This is a genomic window from Halohasta litorea, assembly GCF_024494645.1.
Lineage (GTDB): Archaea > Halobacteriota > Halobacteria > Halobacteriales > Haloferacaceae > Halohasta > Halohasta litorea.
In genome coordinates this window covers 351,800-372,079 of the sequence record NZ_JANHDJ010000002.1, presented here as the reverse complement: position 1 = coordinate 372,079, position 20,280 = coordinate 351,800, and the positions used below count along the sequence as shown (strand labels likewise).

The window sequence follows — 20,280 nt, the reverse complement described above, 5'->3', positions numbered from 1 at the left end:
CCGCCTATTCCTCCAACAGCCAGCCGAACCGTTTCTCCCAGAACGCCTCGTCCGGCGGCTTCTTGGTCCGGCCGTGGGTCTTTTTGTCTCGGATCTGCCGTTCGATCACGTCTCGGGCCTCGTTGAGCGCGTGGCTCGCGCCATACCCTTCGCCGGAGGCGATGTAGAGCCCGCGGTCGGTGTGGAGCCGGATCCGAGCGAGCAGGAGTGGGGTGCCGCGGAGTTTCTCCTTGTGGGTGTGGAGGTGGACTTTCGCATCCAGGATCGACATCTCGCGGTCTTTTGCGTCGAACTTCTCGACCAGTTCGACGAGATCCTCGTACTGGACATCGTCGAGATACTCGCTGCCGGAGACCTGTACCGCCCGGTTGCCACCGGCCTCCCACGTGAGCGCTTCCAGGAGGTCCGTTTTCGTGAGAATCCCGAACGGCCCGCCGTTGTCGGTCACCACGAGCGCCGAGCCGCCGACGTCGAACATCTCCTCGGCGGCGGTTTCGAGGGTCGACTCGGGGCGAATCGTCCGCACGGGCGAGGCCATGAGGTCCCGAACCGGGAGTTCGAGCATCCGTGTCAGTTCGCCTTCCCGCGCCCCGTAGCCGCCGCCTCGGGTGCGGGCGGCCCGGTCGGCCACGTCGCCGCCGTAGGAGTCGACCGCTCCTACGTCGCCGCCCTGACTCTTTGTTTCGGGTCTGATCGTGATGTCGGTGACGTCGTAAAGGCTCACGATGCCGACTGCGGTATCGTCCTCGACAACCGGAAGATGTGTGAGATGGTTCTCTCGGAAGCTGTTGATCGCATGCCCGAACGTCGAGTCCGGGTCGAGCGTGACGAGGTCGGCCGTGTAGGCTTCCCGGACCGTGGCGGCATCCAGGAACGCCTCGACTTTTCCGAGGATCGCATCATCGGTGACGACGCCGATGAGTTCCCGTCCCTCGAAGACGGGGAGCAGCCGGGAGTCGCTGTCGAGCATGAGCTGTGCAGTCTCGCGGATATCCTCGTCGGGTGCCACTCGCGGCACGTGCCACAGCAGCGACCGGAGTTTCTGATTCGGCTGGTGGTGTGAGGTTACCAGCTGTCGTCTGGTGACGATCCCCTCGAAGGCGTCGCCGTGTACGACGACCCCTTTGACCGATGGGTCGGCGAAGACGCCGACGAGCTTCGAGACGGGTGTCTCTGGGGTGAACTCCTCGTAGTCGTCGGAAACGATGTCTGCAATATCCATAGCTGTAGGCCTCCATCGGAACACGACCGGGTAGTCATCGGCTACGTGCGACCACGACGAGGATTCGGGACACCGTCTCAAGCCTCTGGTGGCCTATATAAGAATTCGGCAGCTACCCATCGGTAGCTGGCTACTACCAGCACACGGTTCAGAGCGTTGCACGACCGCTGCCACCGTCGACGACGATCGACTGACCCGTGATGTAGCTACTTGCCGACGAACAGAGGAACGCGACCGTCTCGCCGAGTTCGATCGGTTCACCGATTCGCCCCAGCGCCGTCTCGGTACCGAAGTCGGCCCGTCCCTCGTCGTAGTCGTCGAACTCGCCACGCTCGACGCCCTGCTCGATCAACTCTTCGATCCGGCTCGTCTCGTGGGCCCCTGGCAGGACGGCATTCGCCCGAACCTCGGGAGCCAACTCGCGCGAGAGCGTCTTTTCGAGTCCAATGACGCCCATCCGAACCGAATTCGACAACACCAACCCATCGAGTGCCTCCTTGACGCTCCTGGAGGTGATCGTGACGATGGTGCCGCCGCCGTCCTCCTGGAGATAGTCGGCGCTCTCCCGCACGAGTCGGACGACACTCATCACCAGGAGGTCAAAGGCCTGATACCAGTCGTCGTCGGTCGTCTCCAAAAACGAGCCGCTCGGTGGTCCACCGGCGGAGGTGACGAGGTGGTCGAGTCGGCCGAACTCCTCGACCGTCGTTTCGACGAGCCGTGTGATGTCGTTGGGGTCGGTCAGATCACCGCTGATCGGGACGACGCGAGCGTCGGCGGCCGCTTCGTCGCGGAGTTCGGTTGCGGTCGTTTCGAGGGTTGCTTCGTCCCGGCCGTTGATGGCAACGTCGACGCCCTCCCGAACGAGGGCGGTCGCGGCAGCCTTGCCGAGTCCACGGCTGGAGGCGGTAACGAGTGCAGCGTTGCCTGTGAGTTCGAGCTCCATACTGGGCTATTCGAGAGAAACGGGATAACAGTTGGTCGTCAATGAGTCGACAAACCAGTAGAAAGCGCCTACTCGTCGAGAGCCTGCCACGAGAGCCGCGGGTTCCGTGCGGCACTCACCTGATCGATTCGGCTGGCAGTGGTCCGCGAGGGGGCGGTCTCGATCGCCTCATCGGTATCGCTGTAGGCGTTGTTGAACGCCTCGGCTAACTGATCGAGTGTTCGGCAGTTTTCGATCTCGGTCGGCTCGGTCAACATTGCTTCGGGCACCATCTCGGGCCACTTTGTCGTCGGCGGATGGACCCCGAAATCAAGCATTCGTTTGGCGACATCCGCAGCATCGCGGTCGCCCGCGGTCGCCGCGAACTCGTGGTGGAACGGTCCGTAGGGGACATCCATCTCCAACTGTTCGGCGAGGTAGTTGGCGTTTAACACCGCCTTCGCACTGGCATCCGCCAGGCCCTCGTCTCCCAGTCGGGCGATGTAGGCGTAGGCTTTGATTAACACCAGCCAGTTGCCGGCAAAGCCGTGGACCTTGCCAATCGAGTGGTCGGGGTCGAACCGTTCGTAGTCGCCATCGTCGGTTTCCCGAACTCGGGGACTGGGGAGGAACTCGGAAAGTTCGTCGACCACGCCGACCGGACCGGCTCCAGGACCCCCGCCGCCGTGCGGTGTCGCAAACGTCTTGTGGACGTTGTAGTGCATGATGTCGAAGCCCATGTCGCCCGGTCGCCCCCGGCCGAGCAGGGCATTCAGGTTCGCGCCGTCGTAGTAGAGCAGGCCACCGGCTTCGTGGACCGTCTCGGCGATTTCGACGATATCCCGCTCGAAGAGGCCGACCGTGTTGGGGTTTGTGAGCATCAGCGCCGCGGTTTCCTCGGAGACGGCAGCTTTCAAGGCTTCGAGGTCGACACGTCCGCCCTCGTCGGAGGGGAGTTCGACTACGTCGTAGCCAGCCATCGCAGCAGTAGCAAAATTGGTGCCGTGGGCCGACGCCGGGATGATCACCTCGCTGCGGTCGTTGCCGTGATGATCGTGGTAGGCCTTGGCCACGAGGATGCCGGTGAACTCGCCAGCCGCGCCTGCGGGCGGCTGGAGCGTGACCGCATCCATCCCGCCGATAGTCGCGAGGTACTCCTGGAGCCCATAGAGCACCCCGAGATTCCCTTGCGCACTGCTGGCCGAGCGGTCGGGGTGGATCGCCGCGTTCGGGTCGGCCGCCACGTCCTCGGTGAACTTGGGGTTGTACTTCATCGTACACGACCCCAGCGGGTAGGGGCCGCTGTCGATGCTCCAGTTCATCTGCGAAAGGCGGGTGTAGTGGCGGGCGATCTCCGGCTCGGAGAGCCCCGGCAGGGTCAACTCGTCGCGGGTCAGTTCGTCGGGCAACGGCGAGTCGGTCTCGTCGACCGCGACGGTCGTGTCGTCTTTCTCGGACAACAGCGGTTCGTGTTTGTTGCCCTCGGTATAGCGGGCTTGATCGTAGATCATCAGGCGGCCTCCTGTAAGGCGGCGACTAACCCATCGGTCGCGTGAGCGTTGGTCTCGGTGAGACAGACTTGGAGCAAGTGGTCGTCGACGGCGTGGACCGCGAACCCCTCGGCTTCGAGCGCGGTGGCGATTCCTTCGGCTGGCTGGTCCGACCGAACGACGAACTCCCGGAAGTGGTGGCGGTCGTGAACCGGGGCCTGATAGCCCGCGAGATCGTCGACGCGATCTGCCAACGCCGCGGCGTCCCGAACGCAGTCCTCTGCGAGGTCGACCAGTCCGTCGGGGCCGAGCGACGCGATGTGCATGGCCGCGCGGAGGGCGACCCACGCTTGGTTCGTACAGATGTTGGAGGTCGCCCGCTCCTTGCGGATGTGCTGTTCGCGGGTCTGAAGCGTGAGCGTGTAGGCCCGCCGGTCGTCAGAATCCTCGCTGACGCCGACCAGGCGGCCAGGCACCTGCCGGAGGAACGACTCGCGGGTCGCAAAGATCCCCAGTCCCATCCCGTAGCTCGTGGGCAACCCGAGCACGTCGGCCTCACCGACGACCACGTCCGCACCGACGCTTGCGGGTGCTTCGAGCAGCGAGAGGGCGACGAGATCGGAACCGAGACAGAACAGCGCCTCGGTGTCGGCGGCGATCTCGCCGACTTCGCTCAACCCTTCCTCGATGGTGCCGCGAACGGTCGGGTTCTCGGCGTAGATCATGGCTGTTTCCTCGTCTGTGAGCTCCGCGAGCGCCTCGCGGTCGACGTTGCCGTCGTCCATCGGATAGGATTCGACGACCAGTCCCGCGCCGTCGACGTAGTTTTCCAGAACCGATCGCTTGCCGTCGCGGAGATATTCGGGGACGAGGATCCGGTGCCCGCTCGTTTGGCGGACGCGGTCGGCTAGCAGGGCGGCCTCGGCCAGCGCGGTCGCGCCGTCGTACATCGAGCAGTTGGCGATCGGCAGGCCGGTGAGTTCGACCAGCATCGACTGGTACTCGAACAGTGCCTGCAGGAACCCCTGTGTGATCTCGGGTTGGTACTGGGTGTAGCTGGTCAAAAACTCCGCACGGTCCGAGAGGTGATCGACGATCGAGGGAACGTAGTGGCTGTAGTGGCCCCGTCCCATGAACTCGGTGAGGTCGTTGTTACGGGCAAAGAGTCGTCGCAGTTCGCCCCGGATTTCCTGCTCGCTTCGTGGTTCGATCCCGAACTCGCCGTCGAAGGCCACGTCGTCTGGAATATCGAAGAGGTCGGCCTCGCTTTCGACGCCGACTGCCTCAAGCATCGCGGCGGTTTCGGCGGCTGCGTGTGGTGCGAACGGACTGCCGTCTGGCTGTGTCATTGGTGTGTGGTCCGGTTATGCGATCTGGTCACGATACTCGTCGGGCGAGAGGAGTCCGTCGAACGCCGCCTCGTCGCTCGGCGCTACTTCGAGCATCCAGCCGTCGCCGAAGGGGTCGTCGTTAACGAGTTCGGGCTGGTCGAACAGCTCCTCGTTGACCGCCGTCACCTCGCCCGAAATCGGGGCATAGAGATCCGAGACGGCCTTGATGGATTCGACGACGCCGAAGGCCGATCCGGCCTCAATCTCGTCGCCGACCGCGGGGAGTTCGACGAAGACGACGTCGCCGAGTTCGTCCTGGGCGAAATCGGTGATACCGATACGAACCGTTGGGTCGTCGGTGGTCGTCCACTCGTGCGATTCGAGATAGGTCAGGTCGTCGGGTACGTCGAAACTCATCTGTGGGTGTTGTGTCGTGTTCGGTGGTTGAGGGTATCACTACTTCGAAACGAACGGTACGTCGGTGATTTCGGCCCGTTTTTCGGTGCCACGGACGACGATCCTGACCGATTCACCGGCCGTTGCGTGATCGACATCGACGTAGCCGAGGCCGATCCCCTCGTTGAACGTCGGGCTCATCGTGCCAGAGGTGAGGTGGCCGATCGGCTCGCCCGCCTCGTCGACCAACTCGTACCCCTCGCGTGGCACTCCGCGGTCGAGCATCGTGACGCCGACGAACGTCCGGTCGACGCCTGCGGCGTGCTGGTCGGCAAGCGCCTCGCGGCCGACGAACTCGGTATCGAGATCGACCGTAAATCCCACGTCAGCCTCGTAGGGGGTCCGTGGCTCCTCGACGGGGTCGAAGTCCTGGCCCGACAGCAGAAACCCCATCTCGATGCGGAGGGTGTCACGCGCGCCGAGTCCGCAGGGGTGGCAGTCGAATGCGGTCCAGACAGTCTCGGCGTCGGCGGTCGGACAGAGGATTTCGAAGCCGTCCTCGCCGGTGTAGCCGGTGCGAGCGACAATGCAGTCGACGCCCGCAATCTCGCTCGTGGTGTGTTCGAACCGCGCGAGATCGGTAACTGGCTCCTCGGCGACTGCCGCGATGTGGTCGGGCGAATCGGGCCCCTGGAGGGCGAACATCGCCCACTGGTCGGTGACGTTGTCGACGGTCGCATCGAGGCCCCACTTCTCGCGGTGGTCGGTCCACCACTCGGTGAACTGGCTGTCGTGGCCCGCATTCGGGATGAACAGATAGGCGGCCTTGCCGTCGCGATCGCCCAGTCGGTAGACGATGGTATCGTCGAGGATGATGCCGTCGGCGCGGGTGATACAGGCGTATTGGGCCTCACCCGGCGCGAGCTCCGCCACGTCGTTGGTCGTGAGCCGACCCATCAGTTCGGTGGCGTCGGGGCCAGCGACTTCGATCTCGCTCATGTGTGAGACATCGAAAATGCCGACCGACTCGCGGACCGCGGCGTGTTCGATTCGGATCGAGTCGAACTCGACTGGCATCTCCCAGCCACCGAACGCGGTGACTGACGCCCCGGCGGCCGCATGCACGTCGGCAAGCGGCGGGTGTCGGTAGGCCATACGGATAGCTCTGCCCGCCGAAAGTAAGGTGTTGTTATCGGCTCCAGGACAGGTCACAACGAACGGTAGACAGCGGTTGCAGGGTGTTCTGAGCCGACCACTGAGGAGTGAGTACATGTACCACAGCAAAAGATCGGGCGGGGACCAACCGCCGTCGAGGTGAGATATCGATGCGATCAGGCCGCGAGGACGACCGGCTCGGCCCGGCTCGCCCGCCAGACGTTGGCGCGGACGCCCGCCCGGTCGAGCTGCAGCGTTACCGAGTCGCCGATCTCGCGGGACGACAGCTCCCGGCGGAGGCTCTCGTTGTCGTACTCGACGAGCTGGTAGGTGCTGTTCGTCGAACCATCGACGACCGTCATCCCGCCATGTTCGTTCATGTCATCAACAATAGTATACGATCGACCGTCGTCGTTCGGAGGGGTCTGCTCCATACGTAGTATACCGCCCAATACCCAAATAAAGCTCGTGATATCCTGTATATGTGTTATTATCGATGATAGACGCTTCAGAGCGTGACAGGCTGTTGCAACAGCTTGGAGCCACCGGGTGTCGTCTCGACACCGCCCTCGATGTCGATCGCCCGCCAGGCGTCGCCCCGGGAGCTGATCGGTTCGAGCCAGACCCGAACGACCGCGCCGTCGGCAGCCAGCTCCAGGGTCTCTCGCACCTCCCGCGTGGCGTACTCGACGACCTGGAAGGTCCGGCTACCCGTGATCTCGGAGAGCATGAGCGCACCGTGATCGTTCATCGGCCGATCGATGGCGCACGGGGTGTGTGGTGTGGTACTTGACACCATATATCTATCATAATTAATACTGGGTAATAAGTCTGTGGACAAGATACATTGGGATGTGAGAAAATATTTCCGAGAATTCTGTTGTATGTAGCTGTTCTGTCGTTGACTGACCGAGCAAACGGCACGTCTTTATCAGCCCGTCGTCGACTGCGGGATAATGCCGTCTGCACACGAGGAGGGGTTCGATGGGGTCGGGCTGTTCGTCGACGGACCGAACGTACTCAGAGACGAGTTCGACGTCGATCTCGACGATATCCGGGAGGCCGCCGCCGAGACCGGCCGGTTGGCGACGACCCGGCTCTACGTCGACGAACACGCGACGCCGGGGCTGATCCAGGCCGCCGAAGCCCGCGGCTTCGAGGTGATCGTCACCAGCGGGGACGTGGACGTGAAACTCGCGGTCGACGCCGCCCGCTTTGCGGTCGAGGGCCGTGGCGATACGATCGCGATCGCCTCGCGGGACACCGATTTCAAACCGGTCCTGGAGGTCGCAAACAACAGTGGGCTCCGAACGTTGGCGATCTCACCCGGCACACACGGCCGATCGGATGCGCTCCGCAACGCCGCCACTGAGAGCATCACGCTGGAAGACGACCAAGACAGTTAGACCGGCGTCCCGAAGGCATACACCGTCTGGTGGCTCGTCACCTCGACCTCACAGAAGTCGCCGGGTTCCAGCCCGTGGTCGCCCGCATTTTGGACGATGATCTGCCGGTAGGCCCCGTCGCGACATTTGACGGAGTCGCCCGTGCCCTCCTGGACCACGAGCACCTCTTGGGTCGTGCCGACCATCGCCTCGTAGGCCTCGGCGACGATCTCCATTTTGGCCGCCGACATCTCCTTCGAGCGTTCCTTTTTCAGCGTCCCGCCGAGGCCCTTCATATCGGCCGCATCGGTGCCGGGCCGCTTCGAGAACCGGGTGACGTTGATCTTCTCGGGGCGGACCTCCCGCAGCAACTCCATCGACTGCTGGTGGTCGGCGTCGGTTTCGGTGGGGAAGCCGACGATGAAATCCGTCGAGAGCGTCCAGTAGTCGAGTCGGTCGTCGAAGGCGTCGACGACTTCGCGGAACTTGTCGACACGATGCTGGCGGCGCATCGATTCCAGGACCTCGTCGCTGCCGGACTGGACGGGGGCGTGGATGAAGTTGTAGAGTTTGTCGTGGCGTGCGAACACGTCCGCGAGTTCGTCGTGAATCCCGTGGATGCCGCCGGGGTTGGCCATCCCTACTCTGACTCTGAACTCGCCGTCGATCTCCGAGCAGATTCGGTCTAGGAGTTCCGGTAGCTTTCTGTCTCCCGTGTCCCAGCCGTAGACACCCGTATCTTGGCCCGTAATCCGGATCTCTGTGGCTCCGGCGTGGACCAGCGCGCGGGCTTTCTCGACGTTCTCCTGGACCGAGGGGGAGTCGACCCGGCCGGTGGCGAACTTGGTGATACAATAGGAGCAGTTGCTCATACAGCCGCGGGCAATGGGCAGGATGCCGATCTTGCCGTCGAGGACCGGCTCGGTGTCGGGGGTGACGGTCGGACACTCGCCGTTGAGCACGGCGTCGGGGACCTCGTCCCAGTGCAGAATTTGGGCGTCGATCCCGGCCTCGTCGAACTCTTCGCCCTGGGCGAGGGCCATACAGCCGGTGACGATCAGATCCGCGGTTTCTTCCTGCAACTCCTCGGCCCGGCGGATCATGTTGCGTTCGGTCTTTTCGACGACCGTACAGCTGTTGAGAATGGCGACGTCGGCGTCGTCGAGACTGTCGGCGGGGTAGTGGCCGCCCTCACGGAGCGCCTGCTCGATCTGGCGGCTTTCACCCTGATTCGACGTACAGCCGTAGGTCTCGATATGATACGTGGCCATTCAGCTATCCGTGTTTGTCGTCGGGTGAGCAAAAGGCCGACGGTCCGCGCCGACAGCAAGATCGGCATCTTTCTTGGAGCCCTCGACCTGTTGTCGCCATCCTGACATAGGGTCGGTTGTTTCTGTTCTGTACCATGCACGGCCCCTCTGACAGTTACCAGTTGGTCCGGTCGGTCGACACAGTCGAAACCCTATTGAAGAGGCTCTCGATAGCAAACATATCTCGATGACTACTCAAGACGATGTGACGCTGGCTGCGATGATTCGCTCAGTTCCGATCCACTGTCTGCTACTGACACTGGTTCCAGCAGTGCTTGCGGCTGTTCAGTTGGCAAACAGCTACATCAACGACGTCTCGCTGTTCGTCTCGGTTCCGTTCGCGCTCGTGATGGTGCTGTTCGCTGTGGTGCTCACCCAGCACCAGTTCGCACGGTTCCGTCGACAACAGGTCGAGCGCACGCTTCAGTGTCCGACCGCTGAGTGAGCGCGGTGAGAAGGGAGGCAAAAAGGTCGGTCGACAGTTTGGAGGTCCTGTTCGTCTCAGGCTCGCGTCCCGGTCGCCGGGGTGTCGGCTTTCCGGTTGGCGTAGGTGTTGTAGCCCGAGAGGGCTGCCACGCCGATCCCCGCGATGAGGGTGCTCCACGCCAGCTCGTCACTCCCCATCGCGAAGAGGAACGGGGCGATAATCGACCACAGGCCGAGCAACACGACCAGCGAGCCGACGCCGACGCTCGCCAACAGCCCGTTTGTCATGCGGTAGTAGTTGAAGCCGGCAAGCAGGAAGATCGCCACCCCAACGATGACGTTGTTCCACAGCGCGGCGGCGGTGGCTTCGAAGACGAACGGCGAGACGGCGATCCACAACCCAACGAGCGAGATAATCCCACAGACCCACTTCATCGTCTGGGTATCGATGGCTGATCGGGTGTCTGTATTTGTGGCTGTTTCACTCATGATCGACAGATGAACCTCACCCCCACATTTCAATAAATATAGTGGCCATAATAGGTGAAAATATATCTGCCGTTACGGTTCGTCATTAAAAGAACGCTGATTTCTCACGGCATCTTACTATTCTACAATCAGATGATTGCGGGGTCTGTTCCGAACGAACGGGAGATGCGATACGGAATCCGATTCGGGTGATCGAAGCCGAACACGGCCACAGCGTTAACGAAACATCGGACCCTCAGTTCCGCTATGAGTCGCAATCCTACCTCGCCGTCGACCCCCACGGCCGAACCCGAGACTGAGCCAGCAGCCGCGACGACGAGCGGGGAGGCCGACTGGATCGCAGCCGACGAGCAGTCGACAGAGGGCGAGTTCTCGTTCGTCGACCCCCTGTTCTACGCGCCGCTGCTGCTCGTCGGAGCAGCTCTCGTCGTCTTCCCGGAGCCTGCGACTACACTCGTCGGTCTCGTCTGTCTCGCCGCCGGGGTCACACTGCTGGCTGTCGACATCGCCTCCTGAGTCGCCGACTAACCGAACCACCATACGATCCGTACAGTAGTGGTGTCGGCCAACATAGCCTATGGGTTCGGTGGTCGACAGTACACTATCATGTCGCAGAACCTCTATGCCCAGTTCAGCGGCACCCCGATGAGCCGCGACGACATCGATCGGCTCCTGGAAGACCAGGGATACGGCATCCTCTCGTTGTGTGGCGACGGCACTCCCTACAGCGTGCCGCTGTCGTTCGGCTATGACGGCGAGTCGGTGGCCCTGCTGTTTCTCAGTGAGGGCCCACAGTCGAGGAAGGCAGACGCCATCTCCGAGGGGGCGACCGCCCGCCTGCTCGTGACCGACATTCGGGGACGGTTCGACTGGCAGAGCGTCGCGGTCACCGGCCCTGTCCATGCGGTCGCCCCCGACAGCGAGGCCTTCGAGCAGTTCATCGCAACGCTGGACGACAACGCGTGGTTCATACGCGGCTTCGAGCGGGCCAACTCCCTGGAGTCGATCCAGGGATGGCGACTCGACCCCGAGACGGTTCGGGGACTCGAACGACGCGAACAGCCGAGCGAATAGTTGGGGTGCCGGATCGGGAAGAGATCGTCCGCTCGGTAGTCGGCTGTAGACGGGCCCGATCTCCCCACGGCTGGTGACTCGAAGCACCGACCGATGCTGTAGAGCATGTCCTGGACTGTTCTCAGAGTGGCCCGCCGCTCTGTCGATCGCTGACCGATTGGCTTTGCACATCGTCCATCTCCGTCGCCGCCGGTGTCGGGAGGTAGATCGATACCGTCGTGCCATCGTCGACACTGGCTGTTACGCTGCCGCCAAGGTTGGTGACGATCCAGTTGACCATCCACAGCCCGAGCCCGGAACCGTGTTCCAGCGGCGTCTCCCGTCCCGCTTCGAGGACGTTCCGTTCGATAGCAGGGAGCCCCGGTCCGTCATCGTGGACGTGGACTGCGATCCGGCCGTCATCGGTGGTTGTCAGTTCGTAGCGGACCGATGACTCGCCGTATTTGGCGGCATTGTCCCCGAGTTCAGCAAGCGCCAAGGTGAGTTTGCTGGTCGCAAGCACCGTCATCGACTCGGCAGCCAAGACGGTGAACTCGGTGTCGGGGTAGTCACTCCGGAGGTCCTCGACGGCAGCGTCAATAACCGTCCGAATGTCGCGTAGTTCGGGCTGTGTGGCGTCGACAACGCCGCTTTCGAAGCCACGAACCGTGTTGCTCAGCGAGATCAGATCCTGTGCGGTCTCCGTCACCCGGCTCGCCATCTCGGTGAGCTCTCCATCGGTGCGGGCGGCGATCGTCTCCGAAAAGCCGATGACGACGTTCATATCGTTCCGGAGGTTGTGCCGGAGGACGCGATCGAGCACTTCGATCAGCCGATTGCGACGTTTCCGAGCGGTCACGTCGTTTTGAATCCCGACGAAGTGTGTCACCGCCCGGCTTTCGGGGTCCATGACCGGCGCGACTGTCAACTCGTTCCAGAAGGGCCGCCCGTTGGCGCGGTAGTTCAGGATTTCCGTCCGGATCGACTCTTCGGCGTCGATGGCCCGTCGAATCTCGGCGACGGTCTCTGCGTCGGTCTCGTCGCCCTGCAGGAACCGACAGTTCTCTCCGTTCAGTTCTCCCATCGAGTAGCCGGTCAACGCCTCGAAGCCAGCGTTGGCGTAGACGATTGGCGTATCCGGCTGCGTCGCGTCGCCGATCGTAATACCGATCGACGACTCCTCGATGGCCCGTTCTTTGAGTCGGAGTTCCCGCTCGCGTTCCTTTCGCTCCGAGACGTCCCGCACGATGCCCAGAATGACCGAGTGATCATCGAGTTCGACCCGACCGACGCCGAGTTCGATCGGGACCGTCGTGCCATCGGCCCGCTCGATCACCAGTGGCGTGCCGTCGTCGAACCGCTCTTGGATCCGGTCGTCGAACCCCTCGTCGAACAGGCGGGCGTACCGCTGGCGGTCGGCTTCAGGATGGAGCTCCAGGATCGACAGCCCGCGGAGTTCGGCTTCGCTGTAGCCGGTCAGGCTGGCCGCACGCTCGTTGGCCGTCTCGATGGTCCCGGTGTCGGTATCGACGACGACGATGGCATCGGGAGCCAACCGGAGCAGCGCTTCGTATTTCGCCTCCGAGCGGCGGCGGGATCGGTCGAGCCGCTCGACGCGCCGTTCGTTTGCCTCGGCCTCGATCGTCCGACCGAGCAGCCGAGCGATCAGTTCGACGAACGCCTTCTCATCGGCGGTAAAATCGGATTGCCGAGGGGCTTCGGCAGTGAAACAGACCGTCCCATAGATCGCTCCGTCGACGAAGATCGTGGTCCCGAGATAACAGTCGAGGCCGTGTTTCTCGTAGGCCGGGTCGGTGTCCCACCCCTGCTCGCTGGCATTCGACAGCGCCAGCGGCGAGTGGCTCTCGACCGTCCGACGGCAGTAGGTCCGCGCGCGGTCGAGGACCATCCCTTCGGGGAACAGCTTCGGGTTCGAACCGACGCTGGCGATCACATCGTCGGTTCCGTCGTCGTTCCGGCGCTGGATGTGTCCATTGGCGACACCCAAATACTCACAGCCGAGTTCGAGCCCGCGTCGTTGCTTCGTTACGAGCGACCGTTCCGTGTCATCGAGGAGTTCGTAGAGCTGCTGTCGTACCGCATCCTTCTCCGACCCGTGTGGCTCCGTAGTCACGTTCTGTGTGACAGTGGAAGCCAACCGATATATAGCTGTTCAGTATATCCACGGAAGACTCTACTAAAACCCCGTATCAGTTCTTCAAACCTCGATTCCACGACACGAGTCACGGACCCGAAGCAAAGCAGCGACGGCTCGCTATTTCAGCCGGTAGATACGGGCTTCCCATGGTCGGAGATCGAAGGCCCACGCGTCGACGTCGGTCGCCCGCTCGTCGGCCCCGTAGTTCGACAGGAGGAGTTCGGCCTCCATCTCGTGGGGGTCGAAGTCGACGTCCGCCTCTGGAATCCAGGTGTGGCCCTCCCAGTCGGCGAAGTTGAGCGTCACAAGCAGCCGCTCGTCGCCGAGCGTCCGGATGTAAGACCAGACCTCCTCGTGGTCGTTGATCAGCACGTCGTAGTGGCCATACACCATCGCGTCGCTGACGTCGCTGTTCTTGCGGAGGTCGATCAGCTCGCGGTAGTAGTTCCAGATCGAATCGGGGTCGTCGCGGGCGGCCTCGACGTTGATCTCGGTGTAGTTGGGGTTGACGCCGATCCAGGGCTCTCCATCAGTGAACCCGGCGTTTTCGTCGGCCGACCACTGCATCGGCGTCCGGGCGTTGTCCCGGCTGTTCTGCCGCAGGGCGTGTTTGACGTGATCAAATTCCTGGATCTCGCCGCTATCGAGGGCGTTCTGGACCGGATTGATGGTCTCGACATCTCGGAACTCATCGAGCGAATCGAAGGGGTAGTTGGTCATCCCGATTTCCGCGCCCTGGAAGATGTAGGGCGTCCCGCGGAGCGTGAAGATCAGGGTCGCCAGCAGTTTGGCCGATTCTTTCCGATATTCGCCGTCGTTGCCGAACCGCGAGACGAGCCGCGGTTGGTCGTGGTTGCTGAGGTAGATCGAGTTCCAGCCCTTCTCGGCAAGCCCGTACTGCCACCGATTGAGCACGTCCCGGAGTTCGTTGAGCGTCCAGTCGTCCCGCTCCCAGATCTCCCCGCCGTGATCCAACAGGACGTGATCGAAGTGGAACAGCGTCGAGAGGGGCCCCTCGGCCTCGACGTAGTCCTGGGCCGTATCCATATCCATCCGACCCATCATCTCGCCGAGGGCGAAGACGTCCCGGCCCTCCAGGACCCGGTCGGACATCTCTTCGAGGAACTCCTGCATCCGGGGCCCATCGAAGGTCTCCCACATATTCGTCGTGTTCAGCGGCGGATCGTGTTTGGTGACCGAATCCGGCTTCGACAGCAGATTGATGACGTCCATCCGGAAGCCGTCGATCCCCTTGTCGAGCCACCACTCCATCATCTCGAAGATCTCGTCCCGAACGTCCGGATTCTCCCAGTTGAGATCCGGCTGTTTCTCGTCGAAGAGGTGGAGATACCATTTGCCGACCGCCTCGTCGTAGGCCCACGCCGGGCCGCCGAAGAACGATTCCCACTCGTTCGGCGGCGCTTCGCCCTCCGGGCCTGCGTGGCCCGTGAACCCCTCGATGTCGGTCCGGCCGTGTTTCCAGATGTAGTAGTCGTGGTACTCGCTGTCCGGATCGCGGGAGTTGACGAACCACTCGTGTTCGTCGGAGGTGTGGTTGACCACGAGGTCCATGATGAGTTTGATATCGCGGTCGTGGAGCCCCTCTAAGAGCGTCTCCCAGTCGTCCATCGTGCCGAACTCGTCCATGATCGACTGGTAGTCGGCGATATCGTAGCCGTTGTCGGCGTTGGGCGACTCGTAGACGGGGTTGAGCCAGATGATGTCGACCCCGAGGTCGTCGAGGTAATCGAGTTTCTCGATGATGCCCGGAATGTCGCCGATGCCGTCGCCGTTAGTGTCGTTGAAACTCCGCGGGTAGATCTGGTAGATAACTGATTCCTTCCACCACTCCCGGCGGATGAACTGGTCGTCAGCCTGCGTGTCTGTCATACCAGTTCCTTTTCGGGGAGATGCTTAATACGACTGGCTTGGTCCTGGAGACGCCGATGTCCTCGATAGGTGCGTTTTAGTAGTCGACGCCTAACAACCCACTATGGCAGATCACGCACACGACGACCCCGATGGACGAGTCACCTCGCCGATGCAGGCGTTCACGACCGAACAGGCGATGAAAGGCGGCGTAGTGCTCGTCGTCGGGTTGCTCGTCGCCTTCGGGCTTCCGCTGCTGCTCTGAACTAGCCGGATACCGAACCGCCGAAGCCGCTTTTATAACGAGTCGGTAAACGAACAGAAGTCGCCCTCGCCGTCGACCGAACAGCCCTCGGCGTCGGCTCCCTCGCGGGGGTACCACGCCAGTGGGTGATCCGCGACGAGGTCGACCGTCACGCGCTCGCCGAGTTCGAAATCCTCGACGTGGTTGTGGAGGCAGTGGACCGTATCGCCGCTGTCGAGGTCGACCCGATAAATAAAGGAGGGGCCGACATACTGCCGGGAGGTCACTTCGCCGTCGGTCTGGTCGGGATGAGCGCGGGCCGCCCGCAGATCGTCCGGCCGGACGAGCACGTCGACGGCGATCCCCTCGTACTCCTCGGTGTAGCCGTCGAGGGTCGCCGCGTCGAACGTTCCCAGCCCAGTTTTTAAGGTACCGTCGTGGACGTAGGACGTAAGGAAGCTTGCCCGCCCGAGGAAGGAGGCGACAAACCGGGATTTGGGCTGCTCGAAGATGCGTTCGGGCCGATCGAGCTGTTCGATCTCGCCGTCGTTCATGACGGCGACGCGGTCGGAAATAGAGAGCGCCTCCTCCTGGTCGTGGGTGACGGAGATGGCGGTGACCCCCGCCTCCTTGAGAATCGACCGCACCTCCTCGCGCATCTCGACGCGGAGCCGCACGTCGAGGTTGGAAAACGGCTCATCAAGGAGGAGCACGTCGGGTTCGGGGGCCAGCGAGCGGGCCAGCGCAACCCGCTGTTTCTGGCCGCCCGACAGTTGGGCCGGGGATTTTTCGCCATGAGAGGGCATATCGACCAGCTCCAGGAGTTCGTCGACGCGCGCCTCTGTGGCGGCGTCGTCCATCTCGGTGAGGCCGAAGGCGATGTTTTCGCGGACGGAAAGATGCGGGAACAGCGCGAAGTCCTGGAAGACGATCCCCACATCGCGGGCCTCGGGGGCGGTGACGCTGCCGTCGGTCGCCACCAGCTCGTCGTCGAGTTCGATCTCACCGTCGGTGGGCGTTTCGAGCCCGGCGATCATCCGGAGGGTCGTCGTCTTCCCGCAGCCCGAGGGGCCGAGCAGTGTCAACAGCTCGCCGCGCTCAACGGCCAGCGAGATCTCCCGAACGGCCGTCTCGCTGCCGAAGGCTTTGGTGACGCCGTCGAGCCGCAGGATCGGGTCGTCGACGGCCGTCTCGGTGTCGGCCGACCGATCGACGGCTGGCTGTGTCGGCTGCTGTTCGGCTGTCTCGATGAGTGTGTTAGTGTTCGACATGGATCGCCTCAGAACCGTTCGGTTCGCCGGTCGTGACAGCCCAGTCCAGGTACCCCGACCAACACGGACGCACGCTGTCTCCGACCATTCGTTGGCTCTACTATTCTTTAGGACTCCCTAAAAGCCTACCGCTTGCCTGCTACCGCCTCGCACGGGCGTTGCCGACCAACAGGGCTATCCGTGGCTATCGCCGCAATATAGGTGAAGCAACGGCGAGTCGACGTAGGATACCGACACGCCCGCGCTTCATTTCTACACGTTCGAGAGACATCTCTCGGTTCGGAATTGCTTCCGGTTGATTTCCCGTAGTCGACACTATGAGGTTCGTCTTTCGCGATAAGTCGCGACTAGACAGTGCTGTCGCTCGTTGGTGTAGCTTCGGTAGAATTGTGCGTGGGTGCTGTCGTAGAGACAACACCGAGCATCGATTTGGTGGTTGAATCCACCCATACGATGCGTGGGACCGGATTTGAACCGGCGGACCTCTACAGGACAGCGCCCTCAACGCTGCGCCGTTGGCCTGGCTTGGCTACCCACGCTCGTCGTGTGGTTTCTGTGTTTCCGCACTCAATGGTATCCGAGGGTTACTAAAAGGGCTGTCGATTTTCTGCCCCAATGTGGAGGGGACTCATATCCCGGCCCAGCGACATCCCGTCGAGCGAACACCGCCCCGATCCCATCGAACAAACAAACGATTTTGCCCGGCCATCTCCAAAGTCACTGTATGCAACTGGTGTCCAAAAAGCGGGTCCCGCTGCTGACTGCGGCCTTGAGTATCGTCTCGCTCGGCTTGGTGTTCAGCGCGGTCGGCGGTGTCGTCCCGGCGTGGCTGCTCCCCCGGAGCCAGACTCTGATCGATCTCATTCCACACCTCAATGCCGTCATTAGTTTCGTGGCCATTGGCGTGATCGTCGGCGGCTGGCGGGCGATCCGACGTGGCGATGTTGAAGTCCATCGGCGGCGAATGCTGGCCGCGTTCGTCCTCTTCGGGGCGTTTCTGATCCTCTACCTCTACCGTGTCAGTCTCGAAGGCCCCACCGATTTCGGCGGCCCCAATGCTGTCTACCAGTTCTTCTATCTCCCCATGTTGGCGATCCACATCCTGCTGGCGATCGTCTGTGTGCCGCTGTTGTTTTATGTCATCCTGCTGGCAGTGAGCCGACCGATCGAGGAGATCTACCGGAGCCGACACCGGAGCGTCGGCCAGGTTGCGGCGGTGCTGTGGCTGATCTCCTTTAGTCTCGGGATCGTTGTCTACGGAATGCTGTACGTGGTGTACTAGTCGCGCGGACTACTCCGGGCGATACTCGTGGGCAGATTCGTCCGGCGTCTCGTCGTCGTAGACGGCCTTCATGATGAGTGCGAACAACACCGGCGAAAACAGGGCCGCCGCGAGGATACCGAGGAAGACGGCCACGACACCCTCGGTCGACAGGGGACCGGCAGCACCGGAACCCCCGTCATCTGATCCCTCTGACTCGGCGGTCTCGTTGGCAGTATCCATCTCCTCCGAGTCGGTCGGTCCAGCGGTCTCGTTGTCGGCCGTTTCGTTGTCCGGCGGTGTGGTTTCGTTTCCAGCCGTCTCATTGTTCGGCGCTGCGGTTTCATTTTCGGCCGTCTCGTTGCCAGGTGTTGTAGTTTCGTTTCCGGTCGTTTCGTTGGCCGGGGTTTCAGTCTCGTTTCCGTCCTGTGCGACTGTCGGCTGTGCAGCGACGGCTGCGGTCGCGGCGAGTCCGGCACAGCCACGCAGTGCGTCGCGGCGGCCGAGCGTCCGTGATGAATCACTCATACGGGTTGCTATGAGTCACGGGAAATAAGTGCCACTGAAACGAGCCGGGATGAATCGGTGCTCAGTCGTCGGCCGCGAACGGTTCGGGCTCGTCGATGACCGGTCTACTCACGTCGCGGTCGGTCGTTTCGCCGTCGATCTCGTAGGGGTACTCGCCGGTCACACAGCCCAGACAGAGGTTCTGTCGGTCGTTGTCAAGGCTTTCGGCGATGGCGTCGATCGAGAGGTAGGCGAGACTGTCGGCACCGATCTCCTCGCGGATCTCCTCGACGGATTTGTCGGCGGCGATGAGTTCCTCACGGGTCGCCATGTTAATACCCATATAACACGGCGCGAGGATCTGTGGCGAGCCGACGCGCATATGGACCTCCTCGGCTCCGGCGTCATGCAGCAACTCGATCAGCTGGGTCGAGGTCGTCCCGCGGACGATCGAGTCGTCGATGATGGTGACCGTTTTCCCCTCGATCGTACTCTTGATCGGGTTGAGCTTGAGCCGGACGGCGCGTTCGCGCTCGTCTTGGGTCGGCATGATGAACGTCCGGCCGACGTACCGGTTTTTCATCAGCCCCTCGGCGAACTCGACGCCCTCGTCGTCCTCGGGACGGGGCTCGCCGTCGGCAGTGGTCTCGTCGGCGGCGTCGGCGTAGCCGGAGGCGAACGCCCGCCCCGAGTCGGGGACGGGGAGGACGACGTCGGTCTCGATGCCGCTTTCCTCCCAGAGCTTTTCGCCGAGCGTTCGCCGAACGTCGTAGACGAGGCTCTCGTCGATGATCGAGTCGGGCCGGGCGAAGTAGACGTGTTCGAAAAAGCAGTGGGCCGTGTTGTCCTTGGTGACGAGTTGATAGGAATCGTAGCCGGAGCCATCGTCATCCAGGACGATGAGTTCGCCGGGTTTGACATCCCGAACCAGCTCGCCGTCGAGGGTGTCGATGGCCGCCGATTCGGAGGCCAGCATATAGCCGTCGTCGAGTTTGCCGATACAGAGCGGGCGGTTCCCTTCGGGGTCGCGGACGCCGATGACGGCGTCGTCGTGCATGATCGTCAGCGAGTACGACCCGTGAATCCGCTCCATCGTTCGCTTGACCGCCCGGATGAGGTCTTCCTCCAGGAGGTTCCGGGCGATGTCGTGGGCGATGACCTCGGTGTCGCCGTCGGAAGTGAAAGCATGGCCCAGCCCGGCGAGTTCCTCGCGGATCTCGTCGGCGTTGACGAGGTTGCCGTTGTGCGAGAGGCCCAACGAGCCCGATTTAAACGATACCGAGAACGGCTGGGCACAACAGGAGTTGATGCTTCCCTCGGTCGGGTACCGGACGTGGCCGATGCCCGTCGACCCGTTGAGGTTGTTGAGGTCGTTCTCGTCGAAGACGTCGCCGACGAGTCCCATCTCGACGTGGCTGTGCTGTTGGAAGCCGTCGTGGGTGACGATCCCCGCGGACTCCTGGCCCCGATGTTGGAGGGCGTACAGCGAGTAGTACAAGGGTCGTGCGACAGGGCGATCAGCCGTAGCGATTCCGACGACACCGCATTTCTCCGTCGGCCCGTCGACGGACTGCTGGCGTGAATCCCGGCCGTATTCCATACACACCCGTAGGAGAGTCGATAGCTAAAAACCCCGTGTTTGTGCTGTCCCGCTGGATTCCAGTGGACAATAATATACATATTTGTGCATATTTAGGTGGTGACAGCACGGGTTTCGAACCATCATAGTGATACGTTGCAGACGGTCGTCGAGACTCGACTCACAGACGGCGTTATGGCTCGCCGGTC

At 62.5% G+C, this 20,280-nt stretch carries 21 protein-coding genes and 1 tRNA gene; 6 read left to right on the top strand and 16 right to left on the bottom strand.

Features of this window, described 5'->3' with window-relative positions; genetic code table 11:
• Positions 1-4 precede the first annotated feature (4 nt).
• From NO877_RS06815 to NO877_RS06780, 8 genes are all read right to left on the bottom strand, one after another.
• On the bottom strand, positions 5-1,222 hold the full coding sequence (locus NO877_RS06815) for a CBS domain-containing protein (protein ID WP_256395572.1): 1,218 nt from the start codon (positions 1,220-1,222) through the stop codon (positions 5-7).
• A gap of 148 nt (positions 1,223-1,370) precedes the next feature.
• Entirely contained in the window at positions 1,371-2,168 is a 798-nt protein-coding gene (locus NO877_RS06810) for an SDR family oxidoreductase (protein ID WP_256395571.1), read from the bottom strand.
• 68 nt (positions 2,169-2,236) lie between these two features.
• Positions 2,237-3,658, bottom strand: coding sequence for an aminomethyl-transferring glycine dehydrogenase subunit GcvPB (gene gcvPB / locus NO877_RS06805; protein WP_256395570.1), 1,422 nt, complete (start codon positions 3,656-3,658; stop codon positions 2,237-2,239).
• On the bottom strand, positions 3,658-4,986 hold the full coding sequence (gcvPA, locus tag NO877_RS06800) for an aminomethyl-transferring glycine dehydrogenase subunit GcvPA (RefSeq protein ID WP_256395569.1): 1,329 nt from the start codon (positions 4,984-4,986) through the stop codon (positions 3,658-3,660). The genes gcvPB and gcvPA overlap by 1 nt, the downstream gene beginning before the upstream one ends.
• Positions 4,987-5,001: 15 nt before the next feature.
• Positions 5,002-5,385 carry a glycine cleavage system protein GcvH gene (gene gcvH, locus NO877_RS06795; RefSeq protein ID WP_256395568.1) on the bottom strand — a complete coding sequence of 128 codons (384 nt, stop codon included), beginning with the start codon at positions 5,383-5,385 and terminating at the stop codon, positions 5,002-5,004.
• Between the two features lie 39 nt (positions 5,386-5,424).
• Positions 5,425-6,519, bottom strand: a complete 1,095-nt coding sequence (gene gcvT / locus NO877_RS06790; RefSeq protein ID WP_256395567.1) for a glycine cleavage system aminomethyltransferase GcvT — start codon at positions 6,517-6,519, stop codon at positions 5,425-5,427.
• A gap of 176 nt (positions 6,520-6,695) precedes the next feature.
• Complete coding sequence (locus NO877_RS06785; RefSeq protein WP_256395566.1) at positions 6,696-6,953, bottom strand: DUF7999 family protein; 258 nt, start codon at positions 6,951-6,953, stop codon at positions 6,696-6,698.
• A 74-nt stretch (positions 6,954-7,027) separates the two neighbouring features.
• The gene (locus NO877_RS06780) at positions 7,028-7,318 is read right to left on the bottom strand and encodes a DUF7999 family protein (protein WP_256395565.1); all 291 of its coding nucleotides are present in this window, start codon (positions 7,316-7,318) and stop codon (positions 7,028-7,030) included.
• 157 nt (positions 7,319-7,475) lie between these two features.
• Between NO877_RS06780 and NO877_RS06775 the strand changes: the two genes are divergently transcribed.
• Complete coding sequence (locus NO877_RS06775) at positions 7,476-7,925, top strand: NYN domain-containing protein (protein WP_256395564.1); 450 nt, start codon at positions 7,476-7,478, stop codon at positions 7,923-7,925.
• Here NO877_RS06775 and NO877_RS06770 read toward each other — a convergent pair.
• Positions 7,922-9,175, bottom strand: a complete 1,254-nt coding sequence (locus tag NO877_RS06770) for a tRNA (N(6)-L-threonylcarbamoyladenosine(37)-C(2))-methylthiotransferase (protein ID WP_256395563.1) — start codon at positions 9,173-9,175, stop codon at positions 7,922-7,924. The two genes, NO877_RS06775 and NO877_RS06770, sit on opposite strands and share 4 nt — an antisense overlap.
• A gap of 226 nt (positions 9,176-9,401) precedes the next feature.
• Between NO877_RS06770 and NO877_RS06765 the strand changes: the two genes are divergently transcribed.
• A complete protein-coding gene (locus NO877_RS06765; protein ID WP_256395562.1) occupies positions 9,402-9,659 on the top strand; it encodes a hypothetical protein in 258 nt (85 codons plus the stop codon).
• A gap of 56 nt (positions 9,660-9,715) precedes the next feature.
• Here the strand turns inward: NO877_RS06765 and NO877_RS06760 are convergent, their stop codons facing one another.
• The gene (locus tag NO877_RS06760) at positions 9,716-10,129 is read right to left on the bottom strand and encodes an SPW repeat protein (RefSeq protein WP_256395561.1); all 414 of its coding nucleotides are present in this window, start codon (positions 10,127-10,129) and stop codon (positions 9,716-9,718) included.
• 246 nt (positions 10,130-10,375) lie between these two features.
• Between NO877_RS06760 and NO877_RS06755 the strand changes: the two genes are divergently transcribed.
• Positions 10,376-10,645, top strand: a complete 270-nt coding sequence (locus NO877_RS06755) for a hypothetical protein (RefSeq protein ID WP_256395560.1) — start codon at positions 10,376-10,378, stop codon at positions 10,643-10,645.
• Between the two features lie 90 nt (positions 10,646-10,735).
• Positions 10,736-11,203, top strand: a complete 468-nt coding sequence (locus NO877_RS06750; RefSeq protein WP_256395559.1) for a pyridoxamine 5'-phosphate oxidase family protein — start codon at positions 10,736-10,738, stop codon at positions 11,201-11,203.
• A gap of 121 nt (positions 11,204-11,324) precedes the next feature.
• Here the strand turns inward: NO877_RS06750 and NO877_RS06745 are convergent, their stop codons facing one another.
• Positions 11,325-13,316: a PAS domain S-box protein gene (locus NO877_RS06745; protein ID WP_256395558.1), complete on the bottom strand. Its 1,992-nt coding sequence runs from the start codon at positions 13,314-13,316 to the stop codon at positions 11,325-11,327.
• Between the two features lie 141 nt (positions 13,317-13,457).
• Complete coding sequence (locus NO877_RS06740) at positions 13,458-15,230, bottom strand: glycoside hydrolase family 13 protein (protein ID WP_256395557.1); 1,773 nt, start codon at positions 15,228-15,230, stop codon at positions 13,458-13,460.
• A 103-nt stretch (positions 15,231-15,333) separates the two neighbouring features.
• On the opposite strand from NO877_RS06740, the gene NO877_RS06735 reads away from it, so the two are divergent.
• Positions 15,334-15,474, top strand: a complete 141-nt coding sequence (locus NO877_RS06735) for a DUF7550 family protein (protein ID WP_256395556.1) — start codon at positions 15,334-15,336, stop codon at positions 15,472-15,474.
• A gap of 32 nt (positions 15,475-15,506) precedes the next feature.
• Here the strand turns inward: NO877_RS06735 and NO877_RS06730 are convergent, their stop codons facing one another.
• Positions 15,507-16,724, bottom strand: a complete 1,218-nt coding sequence (locus NO877_RS06730) for an ABC transporter ATP-binding protein (RefSeq protein ID WP_256395555.1) — start codon at positions 16,722-16,724, stop codon at positions 15,507-15,509.
• A 454-nt stretch (positions 16,725-17,178) separates the two neighbouring features.
• Positions 17,179-17,263 (bottom strand) — tRNA-Leu (locus NO877_RS06725).
• Between the two features lie 185 nt (positions 17,264-17,448).
• On the opposite strand from NO877_RS06725, the gene NO877_RS06720 reads away from it, so the two are divergent.
• Entirely contained in the window at positions 17,449-18,006 is a 558-nt protein-coding gene (locus NO877_RS06720) for a DUF420 domain-containing protein (protein WP_256395554.1), read from the top strand.
• Between the two features lie 9 nt (positions 18,007-18,015).
• On the opposite strand, the gene NO877_RS06715 is transcribed toward NO877_RS06720, so the two are convergent.
• Together NO877_RS06715 and purF are read right to left on the bottom strand one after the other, a co-directional pair.
• Positions 18,016-18,513 carry a hypothetical protein gene (locus NO877_RS06715; protein ID WP_256395553.1) on the bottom strand — a complete coding sequence of 166 codons (498 nt, stop codon included), beginning with the start codon at positions 18,511-18,513 and terminating at the stop codon, positions 18,016-18,018.
• A gap of 61 nt (positions 18,514-18,574) precedes the next feature.
• The gene (gene purF, locus NO877_RS06710) at positions 18,575-20,092 is read right to left on the bottom strand and encodes an amidophosphoribosyltransferase (protein WP_256395552.1); all 1,518 of its coding nucleotides are present in this window, start codon (positions 20,090-20,092) and stop codon (positions 18,575-18,577) included.
• Between the last annotated feature and the right edge of the window lie 188 nt (positions 20,093-20,280).

Coding starts and splice junctions, on each gene's coding strand:
- NO877_RS06815 (WP_256395572.1), bottom strand. CDS start 1,222: ATGGATATTGCAGACATCGTTTCCGACGACTACGAGGAGTTCACCCCA.
- NO877_RS06810 (WP_256395571.1), bottom strand. CDS start 2,168: ATGGAGCTCGAACTCACAGGCAACGCTGCACTCGTTACCGCCTCCAGC.
- gcvPB (WP_256395570.1), bottom strand. CDS start 3,658: ATGATCTACGATCAAGCCCGCTATACCGAGGGCAACAAACACGAACCG.
- gcvPA (WP_256395569.1), bottom strand. CDS start 4,986: ATGACACAGCCAGACGGCAGTCCGTTCGCACCACACGCAGCCGCCGAA.
- gcvH (WP_256395568.1), bottom strand. CDS start 5,385: ATGAGTTTCGACGTACCCGACGACCTGACCTATCTCGAATCGCACGAG.
- gcvT (WP_256395567.1), bottom strand. CDS start 6,519: ATGGCCTACCGACACCCGCCGCTTGCCGACGTGCATGCGGCCGCCGGG.
- NO877_RS06785 (WP_256395566.1), bottom strand. CDS start 6,953: ATGGAGCAGACCCCTCCGAACGACGACGGTCGATCGTATACTATTGTT.
- NO877_RS06780 (WP_256395565.1), bottom strand. CDS start 7,318: ATGGTGTCAAGTACCACACCACACACCCCGTGCGCCATCGATCGGCCG.
- NO877_RS06775 (WP_256395564.1), top strand. CDS start 7,476: ATGCCGTCTGCACACGAGGAGGGGTTCGATGGGGTCGGGCTGTTCGTC.
- NO877_RS06770 (WP_256395563.1), bottom strand. CDS start 9,175: ATGGCCACGTATCATATCGAGACCTACGGCTGTACGTCGAATCAGGGT.
- NO877_RS06765 (WP_256395562.1), top strand. CDS start 9,402: ATGACTACTCAAGACGATGTGACGCTGGCTGCGATGATTCGCTCAGTT.
- NO877_RS06760 (WP_256395561.1), bottom strand. CDS start 10,129: ATGAGTGAAACAGCCACAAATACAGACACCCGATCAGCCATCGATACC.
- NO877_RS06755 (WP_256395560.1), top strand. CDS start 10,376: ATGAGTCGCAATCCTACCTCGCCGTCGACCCCCACGGCCGAACCCGAG.
- NO877_RS06750 (WP_256395559.1), top strand. CDS start 10,736: ATGTCGCAGAACCTCTATGCCCAGTTCAGCGGCACCCCGATGAGCCGC.
- NO877_RS06740 (WP_256395557.1), bottom strand. CDS start 15,230: ATGACAGACACGCAGGCTGACGACCAGTTCATCCGCCGGGAGTGGTGG.
- NO877_RS06735 (WP_256395556.1), top strand. CDS start 15,334: ATGGCAGATCACGCACACGACGACCCCGATGGACGAGTCACCTCGCCG.
- NO877_RS06730 (WP_256395555.1), bottom strand. CDS start 16,724: ATGTCGAACACTAACACACTCATCGAGACAGCCGAACAGCAGCCGACA.
- NO877_RS06720 (WP_256395554.1), top strand. CDS start 17,449: ATGCAACTGGTGTCCAAAAAGCGGGTCCCGCTGCTGACTGCGGCCTTG.
- NO877_RS06715 (WP_256395553.1), bottom strand. CDS start 18,513: ATGAGTGATTCATCACGGACGCTCGGCCGCCGCGACGCACTGCGTGGC.
- purF (WP_256395552.1), bottom strand. CDS start 20,092: ATGGAATACGGCCGGGATTCACGCCAGCAGTCCGTCGACGGGCCGACG.